Genomic DNA, 17,817 nt, shown 5'->3' with positions numbered 1-17,817 from the left:
AGCCTCAAATTATATACAAGTTTTTCAGGCCCTGGCAAGTCTCGCAATAACTTTTTCTCTTCCACACATTTCCAGCACCGAATCCAGCGATGGTGTTTGCGCCGTACCCACGACCAACACGCGCACCGGCATGGCCAATTGCGGCATCTTCAAACCGTTGGCAGCCAACACTTCTTTGATGGCTGCGGCAATAGAAGCCTTGTCCCACGCACACGTAGATAGCTTCTCGGCCAGCAGCGCCACTGCGGGGCGCACGGCATCGGTCACGTGTTGTGCCAACTCGGCCGCATCGGGCGTCACATCGCTGTAGAACTTGGCGGCCCAGGAGGCCAATGCCACTGTCGTGTCGCAACGGTCCTTGAGCAAGGCACACACCTGCGGCAGATGGTTTTCAACCGTGGCAGCGTCCAGTGTGATGCCCTGCTTGGCCAGTTGTGTGGAAACCAAGCCGGCCAGACGCGTGTTGTCCGCCTGCTTGATGTACTGGGCATTGACCCACAGCAGCTTGACCGGATCCCACTGCGCAGGGCTCTTGTTCAAGTGGGTACCGTCGAACCAAGCCACCAGTTGTTCGCTGCTGAACAACTCTTCGTCACCATGGCTCCAGCCCAGGCGCGCCAAGTAGTTCAGCATGGCTTCGGGCAGATAACCGCCCTCTTCGTAGGCGGTGACGCTGACCGCACCGCGGCGCTTGGACAACTTCTGTCCATCGTCACCCAGAATCACCGGGCAATGGCCAAACTGTGGCAGCGGCGCGCCCAGCGCGTTGAAGATATTGATCTGCCACGGCGTGTTGTTGATGTGTTCATCACCACGGAACACATGGCTGATCTCCATGTCCCAGTCGTCCACCACCACGGCAAAGTTATAGGTCGGCACGCCATCGGTGCGCGCGATGATCAGGTCATCAATCTCGCGGTTGCTGATGGTGATGGGGCCTTTGACCAGATCGTTCCAGGTGACATCGCCATCGGGCGGGTTGCAGAACCGCACCACCGGCTGCACACCTGCAGGAATGGTGGGCAATGTCTTGCCCAGCGCGGGGCGCCAGCGGCCGTCGTACAAGGCCTTTTCACCACGGGCCTTTTTGGCTTCGCGTACCGCGTCCAGTTCCTCAGGCGTGCTGTAGCAATAATAGGCTTTGCCTTCGGCAATCAATTGCTCAATGACGGTCTTGTAACGGCTCAGCCGCTGCATCTGGTAAATCGGACCTTCGTCGTAGTCCAGGCCCAGCCACTGCATGGACGCCAAAATTTGGTCCACCGAGTCCTGCGTAGAACGGGCCACGTCGGTGTCTTCAATACGCAGCACAAACTCACCACCAAAATGGCGGGCATAGGCCCATGAATACAAGGCCGTGCGGGCCGTGCCCAGGTGCAGGAAACCGGTGGGCGACGGTGCGATGCGAGTGCGAATTTTGCGTGATGTCATGAAAGGGTGTCCAGACCGCGCGCGAGGTCGGTCTTTATGTCTTCAATATGTTCCAGGCCAACGGCCACACGGACCAAGCCCTGGCCAATGCCGGCGGCCTGGCGCTGTGCCTCGGTCATACGGCCGTGTGAGGTGCTGGCCGGGTGTGCACACATGGTTTTGGTGTCGCCCAGGTTGGTGGCCAGTGACAACACCTGCATGGAGTCCAAAACGTGGAAGGCGCGTTTGCGCGCAGCCTCGGGGTCGGCAGCCTTGACTGAGAAGGACAGCACTGCGCCACCCAACCTACTTTGCTGCGCCATAGCCAGGCGGTGCTGGGGATGGCTCTGCAGGCCTGGGTAAAAAACGCGGTCCACTGCCGGGTGATGCTCCAACCACTCGGCCAAGGCCAAGGCCTGCGCCGACTGGGCTTTCATACGAATGCCCAGTGTCTCCAGACCTTTAAGCACGACCCAAGCATTAAAAGGCGCCAGGGTCATGCCGCCACTCTTGAGGATGGGCAAGAATTTCTCAGTCACCATCTGCTGGCTAGCGCACAGGGCACCGGCCATGACACGGCCCTGGCCATCCAGAAACTTCGTGCCCGAGTGCATGATGATGTCAGCACCCATCTCCACCGGCCGCTGCAATGCGGGCGTGGCAAAACAATTGTCCACCGCCAGTAGTGCACCCGCCTTGTGCGCGATGTCTGCCAAGGCGGCAATATCGCACACCTCTGTCAGCGGGTTGGTTGGTGTCTCGGCAAACAGCAGTTTGGTATTGGGGCGCACAGCGGCGCGCCACGCATCCACATCGGTCTGAGGCACAAAGGTAGACAACACACCAAACTTGGCCAGATCCGAGCCAATGAGTTTGATGGTGGAGCCAAACATGGACTGCGAGCACACCACGTGGTCGCCTGATTGCAGCAAGCCCATACACATCATCAGGATGGCGGACATGCCGGATGCGGTGGACATGGCCGCCTCGGTGCCTTCCATGCTCGCCAGGCGCTGCTCGAAGCTGCTGACGGTGGGGTTGCCGTAACGGCCGTAGGTAAAGCCTTCTTCTTCGCCGGCGAAGCGCCGCGCTGCGGCCTCGGCCGTGGGCTGCACATAACCACTGGTCAGGTACAGGGCCTCGGAGTTTTCGCCGTACTGGCTGCGCTCAGCCGCGGCGCGAATGGCCAGCGTGTCCGGGTGCAGGCCAGCGGGTAACTTGCTCTGGGTCATGGTGCTTGCAAACCCCTAGTCGTTGTGGTTGGGCAGCGCCAGACGCGATGTATCTTCCTGCGTCTCTTCCCCGCCCACGCGTTTCTCGTTCAAGCGATTGATGTCGTCCGAGGTAATGTCGCCGGTGACGTACACGCCATCAAAACAGGATGCATCAAAACCGGTGATCTTGGCATTGAGCGCGCCAATAGCTTTTTTCATGCCATCCACGTCCTGGTAGATCAGTGCATCACAACCAATGATCTGGCGAATTTCTTCCACGCTGCGGTTGTGCGCCACCAGCTCACTGCTGGTGGGCATGTCGATGCCATAGACATTGGGGTAACGCACGGGAGGTGCTGCGCTGGCCAAATAGACCTTGCGGGCACCGGCGTCGCGCGCCATTTGCACAATCTCTTTGGACGTGGTGCCCCGCACGATGGAGTCGTCCACCAGCAGCACATTGCGGCCCTTGAATTCGCTGGCAATGGCGTTGAGCTTTTGGCGCACCGATTTCTTGCGTACCGATTGGCCCGGCATGATGAAGGTGCGGCCCACATAACGGTTCTTCACAAAACCTTCGCGGTACGGCAGGCCCAGCAAATGCGCCAGTTGTGCGGCGCTGGGGCGGCTGGATTCGGGAATGGGGATGACCACATCGATCTCGTTTGGCGGCACGGTGGAGATCACACGTTTGGCCAGCGACTCGCCCAGATTCAGACGCGCCTGGTAGACCGAGATGTTGTCCATCACCGAATCGGGGCGGGCCAGATACACAAACTCAAAGATGCAGGGGTTCAGCTGTGGGTTGTCCGCACACTGCTGCGCGTGCACCGTGCCATCCAGCGCGATGAATACGGCTTCACCTGGATCCACATTGCGTTCGAACTTGAAGCCGGTGCCTTCCAGCACTACGGACTCACTGGCGACCACGGTGCCATCGGGGCCTTTGCCAATACACAGCGGGCGGATACCAAACGGATCGCGGAAAGCCAGCACGCCATGCCCGGCGATCAGCGCAATCACCGCATACGAGCCCTTCACACGCTTGTGAACATTGCGCACGGCGGCAAAGATGTCCAGCGGCTGCAGCGGCAGGCCACGCGTGGTTTTTTCGATCTCGTGCGCCAGCACGTTGAGCAGCACCTCGGAATCACTCTCGGTGTTGATGTGGCGGTGGTCGGTGATGAACAGCTCGCTCTTCAACGCGTGGGCATTGGTCAGATTGCCGTTGTGCACCAGCACAATGCCAAAAGGTGCATTCACATAAAAAGGCTGCGCCTCTTCTTCGCTGTAGGCATTGCCCGCCGTGGGGTAACGCACCTGGCCCAGGCCGCAGTTGCCGGGCAACGAGCGCATATTGCGTGTGCGAAACACATCACGCACCATGCCCTTGGCCTTGTGCATGAAGAACTTGCGCTCTTGCTGCGTGACGATACCCGCAGCATCTTGGCCGCGGTGCTGCAGCAGCAACAGGGCGTCATAGATCAGTTGATTAACCGGTGCATGGCTGACTACGCCAACGATTCCGCACATAGTGTGTTTCTCATTTCTAAGGTAAATACTTTCCGAACTCTTCAGGCAGCACCGGTTTCAGGCCTTTCAAGACCACGACTGCAACATCGGCACCCGTGGACTCTTGCCACCACGGGCTCTTGACCACCGGCGTCATGCCGGCCACAACCGTCAAGGCCAGTAACACCACGACGCCGCGCACCAAACCGAATGCAGCGCCTAACACGCGGTCCACCGGGCGCAGACCCACGGCCGCCACCAGCTTGCGCACCAGAAAAGCCACCAAGCCGCCAGCAAACAGCGCCACAACAAATACCACGACAAACCCGGCCGCGTACCGCACGACCTCGGTGGCGTTGGCCAACGGCAAATAGTGCGCCACGTCCGGTGCCAACCACTGGGCCAGCACAAAGGCGACTATCCAGTTGGTCAACGACAACAGCTCGTACACCAAGCCGCGCCAGGCGCCCACCACGAGTGAGATCACCAGCACGGCCACAAAAATCCAGTCCAACACAGGCATGGCGGCCAAAGCGTGCGCTCTTACAGCTCCAGCACGGACGCAGGCAGGTCCAGCTTGCGAATCTTGTCGGCCACCTTGTCTGCGTCACCCTTGGATCCAAACGGCCCCACGCGGACGCGGATGCGTTTGCCTTCTGCCGGGTTTACAACCTGCGTGTATGTCTTCATGCCAGCTCTTTCGAGCTTGACACGCGCCTCCTGGGCCTTGACTGCATCGGAGAATGCGCCCACTTGCACAATAAAACGGCTGGTCGCTGCAGCACTGGCCGCTGCGGACGCGGCGGGCTTTTGGGTCAGGTCTTTGCCTTCCAGCAGGGCCTGTGCCTTGGCGCCATCGTCAGACCGCACGGGCGGCTTGTCGGCTGGTTTTTCGGCTGGCTTGGCTGCAGGCTTCTCGACTGGTTTGTCGGCCGGTTTGGTTTCGGGCTTGGTTGGGGGTTTGGCGGGTACCGACGCAGCGCCCGACACAGTGCCCGTCGAGGCGCGCGAGGCCGACACCGCAGATGCCACCGCAGCAGGCTTGGCCACAAGTTCCTTGCCCGCATCCGACTCGACCACAATATCGGTCGCTGGCTTGACCTGGGTCACGGTACCCAGCGGTTTGACGGTGTTCTTGTCCGGGATTTCGATGGGAATATCGACCGATATGGGACGTGGCTGGCTGTCAAACAGCAGCGGAAAACCAATGACCCCTACCAGCACCAACACCGACGCGCCGATCAACCGGTGGCGGGCGCGTGTGCGCATGGCCTCTACGCTTTCGGTGGCGGGTGGGGGTGCGGAGGTGGCGTGCTCGTCACCACCCTTGCGGAATTTGAAAAATGCCATGGATGAGGGTGTTCTCAGGAATTCAGGTGTTTGGCCTGCAGCCGGGGCACGCCGTTTGCAAGCACGCCGCCCACGGTGTGGAACGATCCAAAGACGACGATTCTATCAGCGGGGTCTGCGGCGGCGATGGCTGCCTGCAATGCCCCCATCGGGTCGGCAAAGGCAGCGCCCTTGGCGTCCTTGCGGGTGTTCAGGGCTTGCCATTGCGCCATCAGGTCGGCACCTTTGGCGGCGCGGGGCAGCGGCAGATCGGTGAAATACCAGCGGTCCAGCAGCGGCAGCAGCTTGGTGAACATGCTGGCCAGGTCCTTGTCGGCCATGGCGCCAAACACGGCATGGGTGGTCGGGAAGTAGCCCATGGCGTCCAGATTGGCCGCCAGCGCCGCCACCGAGTGCGGGTTGTGCGCCACGTCGAGCACCAACGTGGGCTGGCCCGGGATGATCTGGAAGCGGCCTGGCAGTTCCACAAAGGCCAGGCCGTTGCGCACGGCCTGGGCGGTGACGGGTAAGCGTTCGCGCAGCGCGGTCAGCGCGGCCAGCACACCGGCGGCGTTGACCAACTGGTTGGCGCCGCGCAGCGCCGGGTAGGCCAGCCCGCTGTAACGGCGCCCACGCCCGGCCCAGCCCCACTGCTGTTTATCGCCCGACACGTTGAAGTCTTGCCCCACGCGCCACAGGTTCGCACCGATTTCCAGCGCATGGTCCAGCACGCTTTGCGGCGGCACGGGGTCGCTGACGATGACGGGGCGGCCGGTGCGCATGATGCCGGCCTTCTCGCGGCCGATGCTTTCGCGGTCCGGACCCAAAATTTCCATGTGGTCCAGGTCGATGCTGGTAATGATGGCGCAATCGGCGTCGATGATGTTGGTGGAATCCAGCCGGCCGCCCAGGCCTACTTCCAGGATCACTACATCCAGGTTGCTGCGCATCATGACTTCGAAGATGGCCAACATCGAGAATTCGAAGTAGCTGAGGGAAACCACTTCGCCATTTAGGCTTCTCGCCCCCTCCACTGCTGCAAAGCCTGCTATCAGGTTCGTAGCATCCACGGATTGGCCTTGGAGGCGCAGGCGTTCCTCGAAGTGGACCAGGTGGGGGGATGTAAAGACGCCGGTGCGGTAGCCGGCCTGACCCAGAATGCATTCCAGCATGGCGCAGGTGGAGCCTTTGCCGTTGGTGCCGGCCACGGTGATGACGGGGCAGTCGAAGCGGATGTTCATGCGCTGGGCAACGGTGCGTACGCGGTCCAGGCCCATGTCGATGGCGGTGGGGTGCAGGCGCTCGCAGTGGGCTAGCCAGGCTTCTAGGGTTGTTGGAGTTTGCATATCGGGGGTGATTGTCGCCCACCGGGCTGATCCGTCATCTCCTCAGGATCAGGCGAACCGGACGTTTTGCTCCGTGTCCCCCGCCCTTCGGGCTCCTCCTTTACCTGCGCAAAACGCCCGATCCGCCTGATCCTCCAACGCCGCGTGTGCGCCTGCAGAAGACCACTCAGCCCGCACACCGGTCCGTGGCCGCCAGCAACTGGGTCAAGATCCCCGGCTCGTTAAACGCGTGCCCGGCATCGTCCACCAGGTGGAATTCCGCGTCGGGCCAGGCTTTGTGCAGATCCCACGCGGTTTTGGCCGGGGTGGCCACGTCGTAGCGGCCCTGGATGATGGTGCCGGGGATGCCCGCCAGCTTGTGGGCGTTGCGGATCAGCTGGCCCTCTTCCAGCCAGCCTTTGTGTACAAAGAAATGGTTTTCGATGCGGGCAAAGGCCAGCGCGAAATGGTCTGCCGCGTGTTTCGCGGCATTGGCGGCGTCGGGTAGCAGGCGAATGGTCTTGCCTTCCCACAGGCTCCAGGCTTTGGCGGCGGCTAGTTGCGCCAAGGGGTCTGCTCCCACCAGGCGCTTGTGGTACGCGGTCATCAGGTCGCCGCGCTCTTCCACCGGGATGGGGGCCAGAAACGCCTCCCACAGGTCGGGGAACAGCATTGACGCGCCCTCTTGGTAGTACCAATGCAACTCAGCTTGGCGCAGCGTGAAGATGCCGCGCACGATCAGCGCCGACACGGCTTGCGGGTGCGTTTGCGCATAGGCCAGCGCCAGCGTGCTACCCCAGGAGCCGCCAAACACTAACCAGCGGTCCACGTTCAACAACTTGCGTAGGCGCTCGATGTCCGCCACCAGGTGCCAAGTGGTGTTGGCCTCCAGGTTGGCGTGCGGCGTGGACCGGCCGCAACCACGCTGGTCGAACAGCAGCACGCAGTAGCGCGCCGGGTCAAACAGGCGGCGGTGGTCTGCGGTGCAGCCCGAACCGGGGCCGCCGTGCAGGAAGACTGCCGGTTTGCCATGCGGGTTGCCACACAGCTCCCAGTACAGGGTGTGGCCCTCGCAGGTGTCCAGCATGCCGGTTTTGAAAGGCTCAATCGGGGGGTACAGGGTTCTGGTGGGTTCAGGCATTTTTGGACGATTTACTACAAATTCAATAGCGGTACTGTCATATCCGACGGGGGCTACAGGCCGATTTTGCTTAAGGCTTTTGTCACGAAAAGTGCAGACCCGACACCCGCACCCACGGCATGCACCAGCCACCGGTGTCGATGCGCTCGGCACTGACGGCCACCACGTCGCGCAGCATCTGGGCCACATTGCCGTTAATCATGGTCTCCGACAAGGCCGTGCCGACCGCGCCGCCGTCAATCGCGAAGCTGTTTTTGATGATGCCGGAGAAGTCGCCATTGGCCGCCGGGTTGCCCATGGACAGGCGGCCCACGACCGCGCCACGAGGCACACCGCGGACGATGTCGGCCAAGGGTGTGGTTCCTGCACCTAGCTCCCAGCCTCCGCTGGCGGTGGGCACATGGGCCAGACCGGTCTTGCGGCTGCCGTAGAGGCTGGGGGTTAGCGCTTGCAAACGTCCGGACTGCAGCAGTTGCAGTGGCGGCGTGACAAAACCGTCGCCCGATATGGCGGCGATGCCGGGTGCATCGAAGCGGCTGGCCAGGTTCAGCAGCGGGGACGCGATGGCCTCGCCGACCTTGTCGCGGTACATGGAGCTGCCCGAGATCAGCGCCATGTCGCCCACCTGGCCCTGCAGCCAGCCCAGCAGCGTGGCAACGGCGCTGGGGGTCAGCACCACGTCGCCCACAAACTTGCCGCCAAAACAATCCGCCACGCCCAGTGTGACGACGGAGCGGGTCAGCTCACGCATCATGGCGTCTATGCCGAAGCGACTGTGGGCTGGATCACCGCGCAGGTCTTCGGTCTGGCCGCCGGCGTCGTTGAAGGAGCTGGTGCGCATCTGGCCGTCCGGGCCTGGGCCACGTGCCGTGCCGAACACGCCGACGCCGTACCAGCCCAAGCTGCTCTGCAGGTGGCTGCCGCCACTGGTCAGCATCTGGGTGTCGGCACGGGTATGGCTGACGGCACCCTCTTCGATATTCATCGTCGGGGTGGCCTTGGCGCGGAAGTCCAGCACGTCGTGCGCCGCGTCGGCCAGTGCCGTCAGGTCTGCGTCCATCGGGCCGCGGGTGATGGCGGTGTGCTGGCCGCTGGAAACGGCGTGGGCCGTGTCTTGCGGTGCGGCGGCAGCATCGCCACGCAATGCGCGGGCCGCGGCGGCCAGGCTCTCTGGCGACAGGTCGGACAAGTCGGTGCTGGCCTTGCGACCATCCCAGATGCCGACCAGGCTCAAGCGGTGGTTTTGGGTGCTGCGCAGCAGGCTGGGCTCGCTGTGGGTGATGTTGAGTTCGGTCAGCGCACTGGTGCTGACCGTGGCCTGGGAGGCATCGGCGCCTTCGCTTTTCAGCGCGGCCAGGGCTTGTTCGGCAATGTGATGCAGGTTCATGTTTGCTTCTTTTGTGTGAACGGTGTTTATTGGCCACCCAGGTGCGCGCGCGTCCGCAACGCGGGGCCGCCCATGGCTACGACCATCACCTGCTTCTTGCCGCAGTAGCCACCACCCTCCCAATGCATATCGTCCGACACGGCGTCCACACTTTGCAGCACCTTGATGGCAGAGCCGGACACCGTGGTGTCGCGGATGGCGGAGCCGAGCTTGCCGTTCTTGATTTCATAGGCCAGCGTCACGCTGAACATGAATTCGGTGGTGCTATCGGCCTGGCCGTTGCCGGTCTTGGCCAGCAGGTAGCCGTCTTCTACACCGGCAATCATGTCCTGCAGCTTGGATGTGCCGGGCAGGATGACCGTGTTGCGCATGCGCACCAGCGGCTCGTCACCCGGCGCATAGGCGCGGGCGCTGCCAGTGGGGGCCTGGCCCAGGCGCTCGGCCGTTTCGCGGCTGTGCATGAAGCCGCTCAATATGCCTTTGTCGATCAGCACTGCGTCGCGTGCGGGTGTGCCTTCGTCGTCCACATACACCGGCATCAGCGCCTCCTGGCCCTGCCAGGTATGGGCGATGTCGACCATGCTGACCAGATCGCTGGCTACACGCTGGCCGACCAGGCCGGCGGTGACGGCACCGCCCAGCACAATGTCGCCCTCGCAGGGGTGGCCCATGGCCTCGTGCGCGAGCATGCCAGCCAGTGCGGGTGCCAGCACTACCGTCTGCATGCCGCCCCGGGCGGGAACGGCGTGGCGCTTGGCCTGCAGGTGTTGGTAGAGCGCGTCAATCTGCGGGGCCAGCTGCTCGGGTGACAAATCGCCATCGGCGGCGCTGCCCTTCCACGAAATGGGGTGGCTCAGTTCGATCGGGCTGCCATCGTCGGCGTTGGACATCAACGTGACGTAACACAACCCACGCTGGATGCTGGACAACGAATCACCCCCGCGGCTGGTGGTCAGCCACTTGCTGTGGTGCTCGTCGGACAGCAGAAAACGGGTGCTGCGCACATCGGGGTAACGCTGCTTGCAGAAGCTGTGCAGAGCCTGCAGGCGCTCGTTGCATTCGGCGGCGGTCAGCTCCGCTTTGCCTTTGAAACTGTGCTGACCCACATAACTCTCACCGGGCAGCGCCAGAGTAGAGCGGGTGCCGAAGCGGCCCATGGCCTGTGCATTGCTGCGCGCCTGCTGCACAACCTTAGCCACTTGGTCTTGGCTTGCAGCACCGGGCAAGGCCGAAAAGCCCCAGTAGCCACCGTGGTGGGCGCGGGCGCTGATGCCGGCCTCGGTGCTGCGCAGGTTGGTGGTCAGGTTGCCATCCACCATCAGCATGCGCATCTTGCGCAGCTCGTGGCGGCGGGTTTCTAAGTAGTCGGTAGCGGCGGTAGCCGTTGTTCCGTGCTGGGGCATGGTCTTATCTCCCTTGTAAGGTGAACGGGCATTCTAGGTAAGGCGGCGCCGGGCAGGGCAAAATGCCCCCCATGATTACCCTCTACGGCATCCCCAATTGCGACACCGTCCAAAAAGCCCGCACCTGGCTGACGGACCACGGCGTGGACTACACGTTCCACGATTTCAAAAAACAGGGCGTACCTGAAGCCCAGCTCGATAACTGGCTCAAGACTGTGGGCTGGGAAACGGTGGTCAACCGCAAGGGCACCGCGTGGCGCGGGCTGGACGATGCCACCAAGGCATCGGTGGTGGACGCTGCCAGCGCACGCGCTGTGGTGCTGGGTGCGCCCAGTGTGGTCAAACGCCCGGTGGTGGAGTGGGCAGACGGCACCGTCACCGTGGGCTTCAAGCCCGAGGCCTTTGCCGCGAGGCTTCCATGAACTGGCTCATTCTGGTCGTTGCCGGCCTGTTTGAGGTGGGCTGGGCCATTGGCCTGAAATACACCGACGGTTTTACCCGCCTGTGGCCATCCGTCGGCACCGTGCTGGCCATGGTGATTAGCGTGGTGCTGCTGGGCATTGCCATGAAGACGCTGCCGGTGGGCACCGCCTACGCGGTGTGGGTGGGCATTGGCGCGGTGGGCACGGCCATATTGGGCATGGTGCTGCTGGGTGACGCGGCCAACGCGGGGCGCATTGTCAGCCTGGCACTGATCGTGGCGGGCGTGGTGGGCCTGAAGCTGGCTACACCGGCCTAACCACAACGGGCCAAGCCGGGCGCTGCATGGCCATGGCCTAAAATCGCAGGCTGACCCGCTTGGCGCGCACTTGCTTCTGTGATGTGTGCGCCACCTCCTCTTCTCTCAGACCGCAGCAAGCACCACGATCATGACCACGCCTACCACCCAGATCCCCAATGTGACCGTCACCACCCAGGCCAATGTGTACTTTGATGGCAAGTGCGTCAGCCACGGCATCACCTTTGCAGACGGCACCAAGAAGTCGGTCGGCGTGATCCTGCCGTCCACCCTGACCTTTAACACCGGCGCACCCGAGATCATGGAATGTGTGGCCGGCAGCTGCGAATACAAACTGGCCGGTACCGATGCGTGGGTCAAGAGCAGCGCGGGCGAGCAATTCAGCGTGCCGGGCAATGCCAAGTTCGACATTCGTGTGACAGAGGCATACCACTACATCTGCCATTTCGGCTGAACCCACCGTCATTCGCTACATTTTTAATAGCTGCTCACGCTTATTTTGCGGGGGCTAGAGGCCAAATATGTCAAACACCATCCTGCAAAACATCCCCGTCGGCCAAAAGGTCGGTATCGCATTCTCTGGCGGCCTGGACACCAGCGCCGCACTGTTGTGGATGAAGCAAAAGGGCGCCCTGCCCTACGCCTACACCGCCAACCTGGGCCAGCCCGACGAGGCCGACTACGACGAGATCCCCAAGAAGGCCATGGAATACGGCGCCATCAAGGCCCGCCTGGTGGACTGCCGCCCGCAGCTGGCGGCAGAAGGCATTGCCGCGCTGCAAAGCGGCGCCTTCCACATCACCACCGCCGGCCAGACCTACTTCAACACCACGCCGCTGGGCCGTGCCGTGACCGGCACCATGCTGGTCAGCGCCATGAAGCAGGACGATGTGAACATCTGGGGCGACGGCAGCACCTTCAAGGGCAACGACATCGAGCGCTTCTACCGCTACGGCCTGCTGACCAACCCCGCGCTGAAGATCTACAAGCCCTGGCTGGACCAGGCTTTCATCGACGAACTGGGCGGCCGCTCTGAAATGAGCGCCTTCATCACCGCCAACGGCTTTGGCTACAAGATGAGCGCCGAGAAGGCCTACAGCACCGACAGCAACATGCTGGGCGCCACCCACGAAGCCAAGGACCTGGAGTTCTTAAGCAGCGGCATGAAGATCGTGAACCCCATCATGGGCGTGCCGTTCTGGAAAGACGACTGCGTGGTCAAGGCCGAAGAAGTGAGCGTGACGTTTGAAGAAGGCCGCCCCGTCGCACTGAACGGTGTGCAATACCCCGACCTGGTCAGCCTGATCCTGAAAGCCAACGAAATCGGCGGCCGCCACGGCCTGGGCATGAGCGACCAGATCGAAAACCGCATCATCGAAGCCAAGAGCCGCGGCATTTATGAAGCCCCCGGCCTGGCCCTGCTTTTCATCGCCTACGAGCGTTTGGTCACCGGCATCCACAACGAAGACACCATCGAGCAATACCGCGACAACGGCCGCAAGCTGGGCCGCCTGCTGTACCAAGGCCGCTGGTTCGACAGCCAGGCCATCATGCTGCGCGAAACCGCACAGCGCTGGATCGCCAGCGCGATCACCGGCACGGTGACGGTGGAACTGCGTCGCGGCAACGACTACTCGTTGTTGAACACCGAGTCGCCTAACCTGACGTATGCGCCTGAGCGCTTGAGCATGGAGAAGGTGGAAGACGCGCCGTTCTCGCCGCTGGATCGGATTGGGCAATTGACGATGCGCAATCTGGATATCACCGACACCCGCGCCAAGTTGGGCATCTATTCCAATGCAGGGATGTTGGAGTTGGGCAAGGGGGATGACTTTTTGAAGTTGGGTAAGTAATTCCAAAAACTCCAATGCCGTTCAAACCGCCCGCATTTGCGGGCGTTTTCATTTTTGGTTTACTTCGTCACTCAAGGCGGTAATTCCAACGTTTCGCTGGTAACCTTCAGATAGAAACAAGAAATTCGTCCAGTGGAGGCCCAATGGCGCAAGTAGATCTCGACCCGTCAGAACAACTATTGATTGACCAGTTGCCCCTGGACGGTAGCGCCGTAGGCAACAGCACATTGGCGCAACGGTGGATTAACGCAATGCAGGCTATAGGCCTGCCCGCCAACGACGCGGCATTTCAGGACACGCGCAATCGCTTACTAGAAACCGGCCTCGTATCGCGTGGCAAGGGGCGTGGTGGCTCCACTTTCCGTACGGCAGTGTCCGCGCCGGACGCTGGTGCGTTTGAACTCGGCACCAGCGCACCTTCGGAACTCACAGAAGCGAAGCCCAAAAAGGCCGCAGGCAGCCCAACGGCCAAACGAAAGCCCACGGCCCAGTCGGCCGATGATTCCGCCCAGGTTTTAAGCTATCGACATACGGATAAGCGCAAGAACAACCCGGAGGTAGGTCTGGTCAACGAGGCTAGCGACCCGCAGCAACCGAAGAAGGAATGGGTCTACAACCCTCACCTGGACCCGGTGCTGAACTTTGACTCCAGCCGGTCAGAGCTAGAGAACCAGGTTGCCGACGCACTGGATTCAAACGACCCCGCAGTGATGAAGGCCGTGCTGGAGCAGATACAGCGCCGTGGAGCACCCTACTTGCAATGGGCGGGCAAGGCTGAGCGCACAAGCTTCGAGGTGGACACCGTCAGCCTGCACGTGCACGAGCGCATCGACCCGATGAGCATCCTGTCGGCAGTGCGCAAGGGCGGCCCTGGCGAGAAGAACGCGAAGCCTGCAAATGAGGCCAAGCTGCGCCAGGCTAGTCTGTTCGAAGCGCCGTTCGAGAACCTGCCACTGCGCGACGCGGTGGACTTCTACCGCCACGACAAGGGCTGGGCCAACCGCTTGGTCAGCGGTGACAGCCTGCAGGTGATGAACAGCCTGCTGGTGAAGGAAGGTATGGCCGGGCAGGTGCAGATGGTCTACATCGACCCGCCTTATGGCATCAAGTACGGCAGTAACTTCCAGCCGTTCGTGGGCAAGCGCGACGTCAAGGACAAGAGCGATGCCGATCTGACCCAAGAGCCCGAAATGATCAAGGCGTTCCGGGACACATGGGAGTTGGGCATCCACTCCTACCTCACTTACTTACGAGACCGGTTGTTGGTCGCGCGAGAGCTGCTCAGTGAAAGCGGTAGCGTCTTTGTTCAAATCTCAGAAGAAAACCTTCACCTCATCCGAAGCCTGCTTCAGGAGGTCTTCGGCGAGGAGAACTTCGTTAGCGTCGTGACAGTGGTTAAGACCAGTGCACAAGAGGCAGATACCCTGCCTAACGTCTGTGACTATCTGGTGTGGTACGCAAAGTCGAAGAGTCAGCTTAAGTATCGAAAGCTGTGGTTAGTGAAGGACGATGAGGATGCAGGTTTCTCCGAATACAGCCGCTTGGAGTTGCCGGACTTCCGTCGCCGACTGATGACTGCTGAAGAGTTGGAGGGCTCAATAGCCCTACCTGCAGACGCAGTTCGCTACCGACAAGACAACATCGTTTCCCAGCGCCCGCCAGGAAGCTTTCCAGTGCCCTTCCAAGGTACCGATTTTGTGCCGTTGTCTGGCTATTGGAAGACGGGCGTAGTCGGCTTCGAGCGTCTCATTCGCGCAGCTCGCATTGAGCTCCGAGGGCGAATGCTTAGCTACGTCAGATTTCTCGACGACTTCCCGGTACGCCCCATCTCCAACTTCTGGACAGATGTTCGCTTCTCAAGTAGATCCGAGGACAAGGCATACGTCGTGCAAACCGCTGCGCGAGTCATCGAGCGGTGCATGCTGATGACTACCGATCCGGGCGATTTGGTGCTCGACCCAACGTGCGGATCTGGTTCAACAGCATCTGTAGCAGAGAAATGGGGCCGCCGCTGGATCACCTGCGATACCTCCCGCGTCGCGCTCACGCTGGCCAAGCAGCGCCTGATGACCGCCAGCTACGACTACTTCGAATTGGCCTACCCGCACGAGGGATTGAAGGGCGGCTTCATCTACAAGACGGTGCCGCACGTCATGTTGAAGTCGATCGCCAACAACGCGGACATCGACGCGATCTACGAGCGACAGCACCCTGCCATTGAAGACGCACTAGCGACATTGAACGCTGCATTCGCGAAACACACGCCACTGGATCACCTGACCGTGACCGAAGGTGTGCGCAAGGGACAGAAGCTCAAGCTCGGCGCGAACAGCGTGGCGCTGCACGAGTGGGAGATGCCGTTCCCGGGCGGCGAGGGTGAGCTGCCCCCGGGTTGGCCGCCCGCGCTGCGCGAACCTTTCGACGCATTTCATGCCGCCCGCCAGCGCATGCAGACGGAGATGGACCGCTCCATTGCCGCCAGCGCAGAGAATGAGACGCTGTACGACCAGCCCGATAAGAGCAAGACCAAGCTGCGCATCACCGGCCCGTTCACGGTCGAGGCCGTGCCCTTCCCGACCGTGCTGAGCCTGGAGGCCGCCGAGGGCGGCGCATCGGCAACCCCCACCGAAGACCAGGCCTACCAGACCAGCATCGCCCGCAGCGGCGAAAGCAACCGCCAACAGCAGTGGCGCGATGAACTGCTGAAAACCGGCATCCGCGGCAAGGGCGGCCAGAAGCTGGAGTTTGCGGAACTCGATGTGATGGCCGGCACCATCTGCCTGCATGCCACTGGCACGCTGGCCGATACGGGCGAGCGGGTGGTGGTGAGCTTCGGCCCCGAGCATGGTGCGCTGGAGCAGCGTCAGGTGGAGCACGCACTTAACGAGGCGGAAGCACTTCGACCTAAGGCAAAGTTCGTCGTCTTCTGCGCTTTCACCTTCGATCCCGAAGCCGCCAAGGATATTGACGAAACCCGCTGGGCCGGTGTAACGCTACTAAAGGCGCAGATGAACACCGACCTGCTGACAGAGGATCTGAAGAAGGGCCGCAGCAGCAACCAGAGTTTCTGGCTGATGGGTCAGCCCGACGTGGCGCTGACGCAGACGGCCGACGGCCTGTGGCAGGTGGAGGTCAACGGCTTCGACTACTTCGACACCGCCAAGGGCGAGCTGATCTCGGGCGGCAAGGGCAAGATCGCCATGTGGAGCCTGGACACCGACTACGATGGCCGCAGCCTGTTCCCGCATCAGGTGTTCTTCCCCATGGCCGGCAAGGACGAGGGCTGGAAGAAGCTGAAAAAGACCATCCGCGCAGAGCTGGACGAGTCTCTGCTCGACCAGTTCCACGGCACCGTGTCGCTGCCCTTCGAGGCCAGCAAGCACGGCAAAGCCGCGGTGAAGATCGTCGATGACCGCGGCATCGAATCACTGAAAATCCTGCCGTTGGTGAAGGGTGTGGTATGAGCGTCGCCGACCTCCTTCAAGGCGCGTCCAACGTCGCCACCGCTATCGCCGCCGTCTTCACCGCCTTCGGCGCCTGGGCAGCTGTCCGCCAGTTGCGCCTGCTGGAGCAGCAGAGCGTGACCAGCTTCGAGGACGGGCTGGTGGACGAGTACCGTGACATCGCCAAGGATCTGCCGCTGGACGCACTGCTCGGCTTGGAGATGAGCGCGAAGGACGTGGCCAATGTTCTACCCGTGTTCTATCGCTACTTTGACCTGTGCAACCAGCAGGTGTTCTTGCACAAGCAGGGCCGCATCAGGGCGGATACCTGGGTGCTGTGGAAGGATGGCATCGAGTCGAACCTGCGGCGCCCCGCCTTCGCGCGGGCCTGGGCCGAGATTTCCGCTAGGGCCATCGGCGACTTTGATGAACTGCGGGCCCTGTGCCCCCCGCCGCAGGCAACCGCTCCGAAGGGGGCTGCATGAAGCGCCCCGGCAACGTCATCATCAACTCGCCCTTCGTCGTTCCGAAGCGCCATTGGCAGCAGCAGAACGACGGCACCCTGGCGCTGATCGAGGGCCGCCGGCCGGCCAGCTACGAGATCTACGACGTTCGCAACAACACGCGGCGCGTGGAGGTGTTGGAGCAGGTCAACGAGATCCGCAACCGTGTCGATGCCTGGCGTGCCGATGACTATCCCGGCGTAACGACCATCACGCGCCAGCTGCTGGAGCACTGGCGCGACCAAACGGCTGGGGTGCGCACCAATTCCTTCTACTACTGCCAGCTGGAGGCGGTGGAGACACAGATCTGGTGGGTAGAGGCAACGGCCTCCTACCGCCAAGGAGTGTTCCTACAGGGCGACGGCGGCCCGTTCGAGCGGGTGTGCAACAAGATGGCCACCGGCTCGGGCAAGACTGCGGTGATGGCCAAGCTCATCACCTGGCAGGTACTCAACGCCGTCACCTACCCAAGCAAAGTTTTGTTTAATACTAGGCGCCGGTATTAAAGCAGGCTTGAACAGCGTGTCCAGTGGATTTGCAACCCGATTTGACGGATTC

At 61.9% G+C, this 17,817-nt stretch carries 15 protein-coding genes and 1 pseudogene; 7 read left to right on the top strand and 9 right to left on the bottom strand.

Annotation, left to right across the window (positions count from 1 at the left end; all coding sequences use genetic code 11):
• Positions 1-24: 24 nt before the first annotated feature.
• The 9 genes from gltX to HZ993_RS22710 form a co-directional block, all read right to left on the bottom strand.
• Positions 25-1,431: a glutamate--tRNA ligase gene (gene gltX / locus HZ993_RS22750; protein WP_209394975.1), complete on the bottom strand. Its 1,407-nt coding sequence runs from the start codon at positions 1,429-1,431 to the stop codon at positions 25-27.
• Positions 1,428-2,642 carry an O-succinylhomoserine sulfhydrylase gene (locus HZ993_RS22745; protein WP_209394974.1) on the bottom strand — a complete coding sequence of 405 codons (1,215 nt, stop codon included), beginning with the start codon at positions 2,640-2,642 and terminating at the stop codon, positions 1,428-1,430. Before HZ993_RS22745 ends, gltX begins: the two co-directional genes overlap by 4 nt.
• Positions 2,643-2,657: 15 nt before the next feature.
• Positions 2,658-4,157, bottom strand: coding sequence for an amidophosphoribosyltransferase (purF, locus tag HZ993_RS22740; RefSeq protein ID WP_209394973.1), 1,500 nt, complete (start codon positions 4,155-4,157; stop codon positions 2,658-2,660).
• A 16-nt stretch (positions 4,158-4,173) separates the two neighbouring features.
• Positions 4,174-4,659, bottom strand: a complete 486-nt coding sequence (locus HZ993_RS22735) for a CvpA family protein (protein WP_209394972.1) — start codon at positions 4,657-4,659, stop codon at positions 4,174-4,176.
• 20 nt (positions 4,660-4,679) lie between these two features.
• On the bottom strand, positions 4,680-5,486 hold the full coding sequence (locus HZ993_RS22730) for an SPOR domain-containing protein (RefSeq protein ID WP_209394971.1): 807 nt from the start codon (positions 5,484-5,486) through the stop codon (positions 4,680-4,682).
• 14 nt (positions 5,487-5,500) lie between these two features.
• Positions 5,501-6,811: a bifunctional tetrahydrofolate synthase/dihydrofolate synthase gene (gene folC / locus HZ993_RS22725; RefSeq protein ID WP_209394970.1), complete on the bottom strand. Its 1,311-nt coding sequence runs from the start codon at positions 6,809-6,811 to the stop codon at positions 5,501-5,503.
• A gap of 166 nt (positions 6,812-6,977) precedes the next feature.
• Entirely contained in the window at positions 6,978-7,910 is a 933-nt protein-coding gene (gene pip, locus HZ993_RS22720) for a prolyl aminopeptidase (protein WP_209398697.1), read from the bottom strand.
• Positions 7,911-8,013: 103 nt separating this feature from the next.
• Positions 8,014-9,318 (bottom strand): metallopeptidase TldD-related protein, encoded by a 1,305-nt coding sequence (locus HZ993_RS22715; RefSeq protein ID WP_209394969.1) that lies wholly within the window; start codon positions 9,316-9,318, stop codon positions 8,014-8,016.
• A gap of 26 nt (positions 9,319-9,344) precedes the next feature.
• The gene (locus tag HZ993_RS22710; protein ID WP_209394968.1) at positions 9,345-10,721 is read right to left on the bottom strand and encodes a TldD/PmbA family protein; all 1,377 of its coding nucleotides are present in this window, start codon (positions 10,719-10,721) and stop codon (positions 9,345-9,347) included.
• Positions 10,722-10,792: 71 nt separating this feature from the next.
• On the opposite strand from HZ993_RS22710, the gene HZ993_RS22705 reads away from it, so the two are divergent.
• The 7 genes and pseudogenes from HZ993_RS22705 to HZ993_RS22675 all read left to right on the top strand — a co-directional run.
• Positions 10,793-11,143: an ArsC family reductase gene (locus HZ993_RS22705; protein WP_209394967.1), complete on the top strand. Its 351-nt coding sequence runs from the start codon at positions 10,793-10,795 to the stop codon at positions 11,141-11,143.
• Positions 11,140-11,460, top strand: a complete 321-nt coding sequence (gene sugE, locus HZ993_RS22700) for a quaternary ammonium compound efflux SMR transporter SugE (RefSeq protein WP_209394966.1) — start codon at positions 11,140-11,142, stop codon at positions 11,458-11,460. The genes HZ993_RS22705 and sugE overlap by 4 nt, the downstream gene beginning before the upstream one ends.
• Before the next feature lie 130 nt (positions 11,461-11,590).
• Complete coding sequence (locus tag HZ993_RS22695; protein ID WP_209394965.1) at positions 11,591-11,914, top strand: pyrimidine/purine nucleoside phosphorylase; 324 nt, start codon at positions 11,591-11,593, stop codon at positions 11,912-11,914.
• A gap of 67 nt (positions 11,915-11,981) precedes the next feature.
• Positions 11,982-13,313, top strand: coding sequence for an argininosuccinate synthase (gene argG / locus HZ993_RS22690; protein WP_209394964.1), 1,332 nt, complete (start codon positions 11,982-11,984; stop codon positions 13,311-13,313).
• A 143-nt stretch (positions 13,314-13,456) separates the two neighbouring features.
• On the top strand, positions 13,457-16,777 hold the full coding sequence (locus tag HZ993_RS22685; protein WP_209394963.1) for a site-specific DNA-methyltransferase: 3,321 nt from the start codon (positions 13,457-13,459) through the stop codon (positions 16,775-16,777).
• Positions 16,774-17,241, top strand: coding sequence for a hypothetical protein (locus HZ993_RS22680; protein WP_209394962.1), 468 nt, complete (start codon positions 16,774-16,776; stop codon positions 17,239-17,241). Before HZ993_RS22685 ends, HZ993_RS22680 begins: the two co-directional genes overlap by 4 nt.
• Positions 17,238-17,735, top strand: a pseudogene (locus tag HZ993_RS22675) (restriction endonuclease); the annotation flags it as partial. The gene HZ993_RS22680 and the pseudogene HZ993_RS22675, both read left to right, overlap by 4 nt.
• Positions 17,736-17,817: the final 82 nt, after the last annotated feature.

The sequence above is a fragment of the Rhodoferax sp. AJA081-3 genome (assembly GCF_017798165.1).
In the GTDB taxonomy this organism is placed as follows: domain Bacteria; phylum Pseudomonadota; class Gammaproteobacteria; order Burkholderiales; family Burkholderiaceae_C; genus Allorhodoferax.
Note: the sequence above shows the minus strand (reverse complement) of the source record. Positions and strands in the feature narration are given on the sequence as shown.